This is a genomic window from Limnohabitans sp. (assembly GCF_044361985.1).
In the GTDB taxonomy this organism is placed as follows: Bacteria; Pseudomonadota; Gammaproteobacteria; order Burkholderiales; family Burkholderiaceae_C; genus Limnohabitans_A.
Genome location: NZ_JBIKHV010000080.1, coordinates 1 through 9989, shown reverse-complemented (window position 1 = coordinate 9989; position 9989 = coordinate 1). Strand labels below are relative to the sequence as shown.

Genomic DNA, 9989 nt, shown 5'->3' with positions numbered 1-9989 from the left:
ACCACCCCCAGCCACTCGGACTTGCGGCGCAAGGCCAGGCGCAAATCGCGTCGCAACAAGCCGCCCATGGCTTGCCAGGGGCTTAAGCCCATGGGTGAACCTGTGCTGATGTTCATGACAAATGCGCCCTGCCGCCCAGGCTGTAAAAGGCGCCAGGGCCTTGCAAGAGCACATCATGGTGGCTGGTCATGACCACCGCGCCGCCCCGGCTCAGATGCGATTGCAGCAAGGTCCTGGCAGCGGCTGTGGCCTGAGCGTCCAGGCCGACCAGCGGTTCGTCCAGCACCCAGAGCGGCGCCGGGCTGGTGCGCAAGCGTGCCAGGGCAACGCCTTGACGCTGCCCCTGTGACAAAACACGAACCGGTAAATCGGCCCGACTTTTCAGGCCTTGCGCTGCCAGCGCGCTCAGGGCTTGCTCTCGGCTGAGCGCCAGACCGCTGACCTGGGCATCTAGGCACAGGTTTTCACAAGCGGTCAAATCCGGTTTGAGGCCCAGCGCATGGCCGATGTAATGCAGCACCGAGCGGTCGGGCCTGGGGGATGGCGATTCTTGCGCCTCAAGGTGGGCAGCAGGCCAGAGCACTTGGCCATGGGCCGCAGGCGCCAGACCACACAAAATGCGCAACAGGCTGGTTTTGCCACAACCATTGCCCCCTTCGATGTGCAGCCAACTGCCAGGTGCCACAGAAAAGCTGACGCCTTCGAACAAGGTTCGATGGGCCTTTTGGCAGGCCAGGTCCATCGCTTTCATTACCCAAGACGCCATTGCGGGGCTTTCCAGTCGGTTGAAGACACGGCAAAGTGTAACGACAGATTGACACTTTGTGTATTCAAAGCCCGCGATATTCCGGGCAAATCAGGGTAAGCCCCAGGCAGGCGCAGCCACTTGCCCCATTTCGCCGCACCAACGCACGAAAAAAAACCGCCCGAGGGCGGTTGGAGGACTCAACAGGCCTGGGCCTGTTCAGCACCCGTGGGGCATCAGGCCTTTTTGGCCCAAGCCGAGCACCAGCCTTTGGCAGCCACTTGTTTGCCCGCAAACAAGGGGCAGCCACCCGCCGCCGCGCCAGCTTTGGCCTGGAACAAGGCACAGTTAGCGCAGTTGTTGCCCGCTGCAAACTTGGGGTTCTTGGCCTTGTCGACTTTGCTGCCGTCGGCTTTGTAAGCCAAGCCAACCGCTTGGGGGTCTTTTTCGTCGACCATGGCTTGGGCCGAAGCTTCGCTCACGGCCATCACGGCGGTGGCGGCAGTAGCCACTTGCATCATGAACACGCGGCGATTGGAGAGGACTGAAGAAAAACGGGACATGCACGTCTCCTGTTAAATGAAGGAGCCAGAAAATACTGGACGGTTCATTGTGCGTCAGAACAGTCACTTTGTCATTTTCTGCGTGATACCTGAGCAATTCACACGGAAAAGCCCGGGCTTATCAATGTCAACCGCGATGGACAGGCCCATGTCAGAATGCGTCCTTGATTCCACACCCTTCCATTGCCCAAAGGTATTGACATGCTGCAACTGCTCATCGGTCTGACGCTATTTTTGGGCATACACGCCCTGCAAAGCCTGGCACCCAAGTGGCGGCAAAACTGGATCCAGCGTCGGGGTGCACTGGTTTACAAGGGCGTTTATGCGGCGGTTTCGCTGCTGGGCCTGTACCTTTTGGTGCAGGGTTATGCCCAGGCCCGCCTTGAGCCGATGCTGCTTTGGACGCCGCCGCGCGGCATGCAGCACGCCACCATTTTGCTGATGTGGGTGGCCATGGTGTTGTTGGTCGCCACGTATGTGCCTGGCAACCAGATCAAGGCCAAACTGCGTCACCCCATGACCTTGTCGGTGAAGGTTTGGGCGCTGGGTCACTTGCTGTCAAACGGCAACCTGGCCGACGTGATTTTGTTTGGCGGTTTCCTGGTCTGGTCGGTGCTGGTGTTCCGTGCCGCCCGACAGCGTGACCGCATGAGCCTGCATTCTGTGCCCGAGGGCAAGTTGCTGGGCACTTTGTTGGCCGTGGTGCTGGGCACAGGCATTTGGGCCGCCTTTTTGATGGGCGGCTTGCACCTTTGGTTGGTGGGCGTGATGCCCTTTACCCGCGCCGTTTGAAACCAGGTCAGCCGTGCTGGAGGAGCGCCAAACCGCCGGGCCAGCAGACCCGGCCCCCAACCGCAAGCTGTGCACCGATTGCGGTCTGTCGCGCACCAGCGACCCCAAGCGTTGCGGCCAGGCCTGCCAGTTCATCCAGCCCGATTACCCCGGGCTGGAGCAACGGGTGCATGGCCGCCAGCGCCAACAAAACACCACGCAGGCCGATGAGCTTTTTTTCGGGCCTTACCAGCAGATCCTGAGCGCCCGCCTGGACCCGCCCACCCAGGGCGCGCAATGGACCGGCATCACCACCCGCTTGGCCGAAGTGCTGCTGGAAAAAGGCCTGGTCGATGCGGTGATCGCCATGGCGGCCGACCCAAACGACCGCTGGCGCCCACGCCCAGTGGTGGTGACACGCGCCCAGGACATGCAGCAATGCCGAGGCATGCGCATGGGCTATGCCCCCTTGCTCAGCTTGGTCGAGCCAGCGTTGGCACAAGGCCACAAACGTCTGGCCGTGATTGGCATCCCCTGCCAAATTTATGCTTTGCGTGCCATCCAGCCGCAGCTGGAAAGGGAGCAAGGCCTGGAGCAGCTTTATGTGATCGGCACGCCCTGCTCGGACAACACCACCACTGAAAACTTCCACCAGTTTTTGGGCCTGATCTCGGACCGCCCGCAAGACATCAGCTACGTCGAGTTCCGGGCCGATTACAAGGTCGAGGTGCGCACCGACCAGGGCGGCAAGCGCCTGATCCCTTTTTTGAACTTGCCCTTGTCCACCTTGCCGCCAGACTTTTTCCCGCTGACATGCCGAACCTGTGTGGATTACACCAATGTGCTGTCCGACATCACCGTGGGCTACATGGGCGGCCACGGCCAGCAGTGGCTGTTGGTGCGCAACGCCAAGGGACAGGCACTGCTGGACGGGCTTCAGGGCCAGTTGGTCACCAGCGCCCCCATCAGCAAAGGCCGGCGCGAGGGCCCGGTGCGTGGCTTCATGGCCAACACCGAGCGTGCCGCCGGCGGCCTGCCCTTGCGGCGCATGCCCAGCTGGATCAAGCCGCTGGTCAATTGGCTTATGCCCCGTGTGGGGCCGCGTGGCCTGGAGTTTGCCCGAGCGCGGGTCGAGATGAAGGCCATTGAGTCAATCTTGCACCTGCGCCGCGAAGCCCCCGCACGCATCAAGAACATGCTGCCCAAGCACGTCTGGGACCTGGCGGCCCGCTACGGTCTGAAACCCGAATCTGACAAAGTGGACACACGGGCCGACAAACTGTAAATTTAACTTGACACTTCGGCGCGTCTTTTGGATGATGGCCCGAGAACAGTTTTGCGGAACGCCCCATGGCTTTGACCTTCCCTTTCGCGGCCATCGTTGGCCAAGATGAAATGACCCTCGCCATCCAGGTGGTGGCGGTCGACCCCTCGATTGGCGGTGTGCTGGTCCTGGGTGACCGGGGCACCGGCAAATCAACCGCCGTGCGCGCCTTGGCCGATCTGCTGCCGCCGATCAAGGTGGTCAAGGGTTGCCCCTACCGCTGCGACCCCGACCAAACCGCAGGCGCCTGCCCGATCTGTCAAGCCAAACAGGCCAAAGACCCGAAAAGCAAAATCGTCAGCGAGCGCCAACCCGTGGCGGTGGTCGACCTGCCTTTGGGGGCCACCGAAGACCGTGTGGTCGGTGCCCTTGACCTCGAAAAAGCCCTGTCTGAGGGCATCAAGCAATTCGCGCCCGGCCTGCTGGCCCAGGCGCACCGGGGTTTTTTGTACATCGACGAAGTCAACTTGCTGGACGACCACCTGGTGGACCTGCTGATCGATGTGGCGGCTTCGGGTGAAAACCTGGTGGAACGTGAAGGCCTGAGCGTGCGCCACCCCGCCCGCTTTGTGCTGGTGGGCAGCGGCAACCCCGAAGAAGGCGAGCTGCGCCCGCAGTTGCTCGACCGCTTTGGCCTGTCGGTACAAGTGCGCACCCCGCAAGACCTGGCGCTGCGGGTGAACATCATCAAGCGCCGTGACGCGTTCGACAAAGACCCTGCCGCCTTCAAGGCGCTGTGGCAAAAAGACAACCAGAAACTGCAAAAAAGCATCGTCAAGGCACGTGAACGGCTCAGCCAAGTGCAGGTGAGCGACGATATGCTGATGCTGTGCGCCCGGCTGTGCCAACAACTGGGCACAGATGGCCTGCGGGCCGAGCTGACGCTGTTGCGCGCCACCCGCGCCTTTGCCGCGCTGCAAGGCCATTTGGCCGTGAAGCCCGAACATTTGCAAAGCATGGCCCCGCTGGCGCTGCGCCACCGCCTGCGCCGCAACCCGCTGGACGACACCGACTCGGGTGCCCGTGTGCAGCGCAGTTTGCAAGAAGTGCTGGCCGCTTGAAGTAGGCCTGCCCGTATGAACCCCAAACCCGGCACGCCCAGCGCTGACAGCACGCCCTTTGAGCGTTGGGCAGACGCGCTGACCACGCTGCAGCTGCTGCAGCTGGACCCGCAGGGCTTTGGTGGCATTTGCCTGCGCGCACCGCATGGCCCGGTGCGCGATGGCTGGCTGGGCGCCTTGGCCAAGCTGGGACTGGCGATGGTCAAGGTGCCAGGCTCGGTGGACACCGAACGCCTGCTGGGCGGCATCGACCTGGCCCACACCCTGCAAACCGGACAACTGCACACACAAGCGGGCTTGCTGCAACAAGCTGACCAAGGCCTGGTGCTGTTGCCCATGGCCGAGCGCCTGCCGCCTGCCCTGATGGCGCCCTTGGTGCAAGCCCTCGAACAAGGCCAGGTGCCACCCACCCGGCACAGCGGTGCACCTGCCGCCACCCGCTTTGGGGTGATTGCACTGGACGAATCCCTGCCGGACGAGCCCGGCGTGGGCCCCGCCTTGCAAGAACGCCTGGGCATATGGCTCGATCTGCACGAACTCTCACCCTCGGACATCCATGCAGACTGGCAGGATGGCCCCGAAGCCGAGTCGGACGCACTGCACATCCAACTCAGTCCAGCAGCACTGGCCCGCGCCCGCCAAGGCTTGCCACAGGTGCTGGCCACCGATGCACAAGTTCAGGCACTTTGCGCGGCCGCCTTGGGCCTGGGCATCGGCTCTTTGCGGGTGCCCAGCCTGGCGCTGCGTGTGGCCTGCGGCCATGCCGCACTCAACGGACGCAGCACCGTGCAAGATGAAGACTTAGGCTTTGCCGCTCGCTGCGTGCTGGCTCCGCGCGCCACCCAGTGGCCTGCCGAACCCACTGCACAAGAAGCCACACCGCAAACTGCACCGCCCGAGGGCGCCCCCCCAAGCCCTGAAGCACCGGCACAAGACCCGGGTGAAATGCCTGAGGATTCGGCGGGGGATCCAAGCGACGATTCAAGGGACGACTCCCAAGACGATGCAGCAAGCCAAGCACCCGAGCCCAGCGCCGAAGAGCTGCAAGAGATGATGGTCGCGGCCGCCCTGGCCAGCCTGCCCCCGCACATGCTGGACGCGCTGATGACCCGACAAGGCGCGGCCAGCCAAAACAGCTCGGGCCGCAGCGGCCAAACCCGCACGGGCCAGCAACGCGGCCGTCCTTTGCCGCCTCGACCGGGCCGCCCTGGTGGTCAGGCCAGGCTGCACGTGCTGGCCACCTTGCGTGCCGCAGCGCCAAAGCAAAGGCTGCGCCTGGCCCAGCCGGTGCATGCGCTGAACGCACAGATCAGACAGACGGCACAAAACCCGGCAGGCACGCCAAAACCGCCTTCCGCCTGGCCCCGGGGCCGCGTGGCGATCCGTGCCGAAGACTTCCATGTCCAGCGCTACCAGCAACGCTCGTCGAGTTGCCTGATCCTGGCGTTGGATGCCTCAGGCTCGGCCGCTTTGCAGCGCCTGGCAGAAGCCAAGGGCGCCGTCGAGTTGCTGCTGCAGCAGTCTTATGCCCGACGCGACAGCGTGTGCATCGTGGCCTTCCGCGGCGCGCAAGCGCAGTTGCTGCTGCCCATGACGCGCTCGCTGGTGCGGGCCAAACGCGCCATGACGGGCTTGCCCGGTGGCGGTGGTACGCCGCTGGCGCTGGCCCTCAAAATGGCGCACGAACAAGCCGCACAGTTGCAGCGTCAAGGCATCACGCCGATTTTGGTGGTGCTGAGCGACGGCCGCGCCAACGTGACCCTGCAAGGTCTGGGCGGCCGTGCGCAGGCGCAGACCGATGCGCAAAGCTGGGGCCAGCAATGGCGCCTCAGCGGGCACCGGTCCTTGTGGATCGACACCTCCCTGCAGCCCGACGCACAAGCCCAGCAACTGGCCACCACCATGGGCGCCAGCTACCTGCCCATGCCACAGGTGCAGGCCCAGCGCATGGCGCATGCGATGGCGCTGGTGCGCAGCCCCAGCGCATGAACCACCCCATGCGCCCAAGCCCCTGGACCGCCCCATCCCATCGTCGGCAAGCCCACCATGTTTGAAAGCTTTTACCCCGGCATGTCCTGGGCCGATCACCGGGCCCATTGGCCGCACGCCCAACACAGCCGTTTTGTGCAAGCGGGCGGCATTCAGTGGCATGTACAAAGCCTGGGCCAAGGCCCCTGCATGCTGCTTTTGCACGGCACCGGCTCGGGCAGCTTCAGCTGGCGCGGCTTGCTGCCCGCGCTGGCGCAACATTTCACGGTGATCGCGCCCGACCTGCCTGGCCATGCATTCACCAGCCGGGGGCCAGAGCATGCCCTGTCGCTGCCGGGCATGAGCGAGGGGCTGCGGGCCCTGATGCTGCAACTGCAATTGACACCCCAGGTTATTGTGGGCCACTCTGCCGGTGCGGCCATTGCCGCACACATGGCCTTGCACTTCGAGAGCATGTCGCGCAGCACCCTGATTGGACTGAACCCAGCCTGGCTGCCATTGCCCGGCGTGGCTTCTTGGTTGTTTGGTCCTGCGGCCAAAGTGGCCGCCCTGAACCCTTTGTCAGCCTGGGCCACCGGCAAAATGGCGGCCAAGCCGGGTGCCGTGGCCGACTGGCTGTCGCGCACTGGCTCCACCCTCGACGCTGAAGGGCTTTCGCTTTATGCGCGCGTGCTGAGCGACTCGGGGCATGTGCATGGCGTGCTGTCGATGATGGCGGCCTGGCGCCTGAAGCCCCTGGCCGCTCGCCTGCATGAGCTGCGCAACCCGGTTTTCATGGCGATCGGAGCGAACGACCAGACTGTGCCACCGGCTCTGGCCGATGAAGCTTGTCGTCGTTTGCAGCAAGCCCAGAAAACAACTCAACCCGGACTGGGTCATCTGGCCCACGAAGAAGACCCCTCCGGTACGGTTCAACACATCTTGCGCTGGTGTGCTGAAGGATGAGGTCTGGCTTTGCCAAAAGACAACAAGGCGGGTGAGGCAAAAGTACCTACTGTTCGGTTGCCTGCTGGTCGGTTGCCAGCGGGTCCGTGGCCGTCGGGCTAGGCTGACCGAATCAGTTGCTTGACGGCGCCAACCGCCCCTCGCGCGTCGGTGAAAATCGCATCGGCACCCAAAGTCTGCGGGTTGAAGTCTTTCAGCAAGAAAATCGGGCCCCCCAGCACCACCTTGACTTTGGGATTGCCCGAGTTTGCCCTCAGCTGCTGAATCAAGGCAGGCAGGTTCTGCAACTGTGTTTCCAGCGCCACAGAAATGCCAACCACGTCAAACCATTCATTGGCCACTGCACGCGACAATTCGGACGCTGTCGATGCAATTTCGAGCACCACATCGGCACCCGCCTTGCGGAAAAAGTCAGCCACGATCGTCAGCCCCAGAAAATGCTGGGAGCCTGGGGCGCAAGCCAACATGACCCTTTCCCTTTCCCCCCCATCATGCGGGCCGGCCTGAGACTCGTAACCCAGCCGGTAAATCATCTGGTGCATCATGGCCAAACCGCAAGTCACCTGCGTGAAGTCACACAAGTCCTGATCCCACAAAACACCCAGATGGCGTGCAGCCGGGGTGATCAGTTCCAAAAAAATACGGTCTTGTGCCAGTCCTCTGGCCATCAGCGCATCGACGATGCGGTTGGCACTGAGGGCATCGCCAGAAACGCAATGCTGCGTGAATGCCAAAAATTCAGGCTGCGAATCAACTTCCAAATCCTCAGCAGGGGCTTTGGACTTGACGGGGAAGAATTGCTGCACATTCAGCAATCTGGGAATGATTTGCTTTTCAATCACGGCCAAGAGTGACTCTTTGCAATCATCTTGCAGGTTGCCAACCTGTTTGAAGCTTTGTGATTGCCCCCCCAAACCATTGAACTCAGACATGCGCGTTCCTAGCAACATGAGCGTACCACCCTTGGGGAAGGTGAAAACCGGGGCGACTATCCGCCAGCGACATAGCATGCCGGTCCGCTGCTGCAGATTGGTTTATAAAATCATTACCCTTTGGCGGCAAGCATGAGAAACCCTAGATTGACAAACCCAAAAGGCTAGGTTATTACCAATCAGTTCAGTTTGAATATCAAGGGTCTGGATTCCATAGTCTCTTGGCCATGGTGCCTCACTTCAACCCAAAACCCCCGCAAAAGGCGCGTTGAGTTGAACGGTCTCCCAGTTCAATACCGCAGCAATGCTGACCCAGACCCAATAAGTGGTCAGCAGCAAACTGGCCCATCGGGACAGGTGCCACAAGCCAACGATCAGGGCCACGATAGACAGCCACAGAAAAACGACCTCGTACAAGGCCCAGTCCGGGCGCTGCAATTTGAAATAAAGGGCGCTCCACAAAATATTGAGCAGCGCGTTCACGCCAAAAAGCCAAGCGACACGCCGCTTCAACGCAGGGGTTTCGGCCGCTTGCCAAGCCAGCCAAGCACTGACGGCACACAAGGTGAAAATGGTGGTCCAAATCACGCCGAAGGCGGCATCGGGCGGTTTCCAAGCGGGGTGGCGCAAGGCAAAGTACCACGGCCCCAGATCGGTCAGGGCCCCTCCGATGCCTGCCGTGGCGTAGCTCAAGACGATGGCCAGTGCCAGTCGGATGAGGGATTGTCGGCTCCAGAGTGGATTCATGAACGCCATCGCTTGCTAGGCATGAGACGCATTGCACCGGGGCTTGTTGCGCTGCCCAGCCGGCTCATGTTCGCGCCAGACCCAGCAGGTGGGCCATGTCCTTGAGGAAGATGCGCACATGCGCCATTGGGTCTTTGCGCGCCAACTCCTTGTTCATGTAGGACTCAAAGGTCAGGCGCTGCACATCGCGGTCTTCGCAAATCTTGACAAATTTTTCGCGGCGGCGGTCGTTCTGGTACCAGAAATACTGCATCACCCCCAAAATCCAGAACACACGGCCGTGCTGTTTCATGAAGCTTTTGCGGCCCTGCTTGAGGCAGGCGCTGTTGCCGGTCTGCAAAGCCTGGTGGGCCGCTTTGGCCACGCGCCGGGCGCAGTCCATGGCGTAATAAATGCCTTCGCCCGAAGACGGTGCCACCACCCCGGCGGCATCGCCCACCACAACCACATCACGGCCGTTGTCCCATTGCGGCAAGGGCTTGAGGGGAATCGGCGCGCCTTCACGGCGCAATGTGGGCGCGTGGGTCAAGCCCGCAATGGCACGCAAACGCGCCGTGGCGCTGCGCAACGAATACCCTTTGTCGGCACTGCCCATGCCCACGCTCATGGTCTTGCCGTGCGGAAACACCCAGCCATAAAAATCGGGTGAGACTTCGCCTTGGTAATAAACATCGCAACGTGCCGCGTCGTAACCCGGCTGCCCCACAGGGGCTTCGATGATCTCGTGGTAGGCGAACACGTATTTGGTTTTGTGCGCATTCGGAATGGCCTGGCGCGCCACTTCCGACCTTGCACCATCGGCCCCCACGACCATGCGGGTGCTGACCTTTAAGGGTTTGGCGTGCTCGCTGGCCGCGTGTTCTTTGGACGTCACCGGGGTGTAGTGCACCCACAACTGACCGCTGTCGTCGT

The 9989-nt window shown here is 62.2% G+C and carries 10 protein-coding genes; 5 read left to right on the top strand and 5 right to left on the bottom strand.

The features are described from left to right. Positions 1 to 112: 112 nt before the first annotated feature. Both ccmA and ACIQ3A_RS11850 read right to left on the bottom strand, forming a co-directional pair. Positions 113 to 766, bottom strand: a complete 654-nt coding sequence (ccmA, locus tag ACIQ3A_RS11855; RefSeq protein ID WP_396431940.1) for a cytochrome c biogenesis heme-transporting ATPase CcmA — start codon at positions 764 to 766, stop codon at positions 113 to 115. A gap of 215 nt (positions 767 to 981) precedes the next feature. Further along, the gene (locus ACIQ3A_RS11850) at positions 982 to 1308 is read right to left on the bottom strand and encodes a high-potential iron-sulfur protein (RefSeq protein WP_396431939.1); all 327 of its coding nucleotides are present in this window, start codon (positions 1306 to 1308) and stop codon (positions 982 to 984) included. A gap of 201 nt (positions 1309 to 1509) precedes the next feature. Between ACIQ3A_RS11850 and ACIQ3A_RS11845 the strand changes: the two genes are divergently transcribed. From ACIQ3A_RS11845 to bchO, 5 genes are all read left to right on the top strand, one after another. Further along, on the top strand, positions 1510 to 2100 hold the full coding sequence (locus ACIQ3A_RS11845; RefSeq protein ID WP_396431938.1) for an NnrU family protein: 591 nt from the start codon (positions 1510 to 1512) through the stop codon (positions 2098 to 2100). A 13-nt stretch (positions 2101 to 2113) separates the two neighbouring features. Then, positions 2114 to 3364 carry a Coenzyme F420 hydrogenase/dehydrogenase, beta subunit C-terminal domain gene (locus ACIQ3A_RS11840; protein ID WP_396431937.1) on the top strand — a complete coding sequence of 417 codons (1251 nt, stop codon included), beginning with the start codon at positions 2114 to 2116 and terminating at the stop codon, positions 3362 to 3364. A 65-nt stretch (positions 3365 to 3429) separates the two neighbouring features. Further along, entirely contained in the window at positions 3430 to 4464 is a 1035-nt protein-coding gene (gene bchI, locus ACIQ3A_RS11835; RefSeq protein WP_396431936.1) for a magnesium chelatase ATPase subunit I, read from the top strand. A 15-nt stretch (positions 4465 to 4479) separates the two neighbouring features. Beyond that, complete coding sequence (locus ACIQ3A_RS11830) at positions 4480 to 6453, top strand: magnesium chelatase subunit D (protein WP_396431935.1); 1974 nt, start codon at positions 4480 to 4482, stop codon at positions 6451 to 6453. Between the two features lie 57 nt (positions 6454 to 6510). Then, positions 6511 to 7398 carry an alpha/beta fold hydrolase BchO gene (gene bchO, locus ACIQ3A_RS11825; RefSeq protein WP_396431934.1) on the top strand — a complete coding sequence of 296 codons (888 nt, stop codon included), beginning with the start codon at positions 6511 to 6513 and terminating at the stop codon, positions 7396 to 7398. A gap of 98 nt (positions 7399 to 7496) precedes the next feature. On the opposite strand, the gene ACIQ3A_RS11820 is transcribed toward bchO, so the two are convergent. The 3 genes from ACIQ3A_RS11820 to ACIQ3A_RS11810 form a co-directional block, all read right to left on the bottom strand. After that, on the bottom strand, positions 7497 to 8330 hold the full coding sequence (locus ACIQ3A_RS11820; RefSeq protein WP_396431933.1) for a B12-binding domain-containing protein: 834 nt from the start codon (positions 8328 to 8330) through the stop codon (positions 7497 to 7499). A gap of 240 nt (positions 8331 to 8570) precedes the next feature. Continuing rightward, the gene (locus ACIQ3A_RS11815; RefSeq protein WP_396431932.1) at positions 8571 to 9077 is read right to left on the bottom strand and encodes a TspO/MBR family protein; all 507 of its coding nucleotides are present in this window, start codon (positions 9075 to 9077) and stop codon (positions 8571 to 8573) included. A 64-nt stretch (positions 9078 to 9141) separates the two neighbouring features. Further along, positions 9142 to 9989, bottom strand: an 848-nt coding sequence (locus tag ACIQ3A_RS11810) for an FAD-dependent monooxygenase (protein ID WP_396431931.1), incomplete at its 5' end; no start/stop codon positions are given.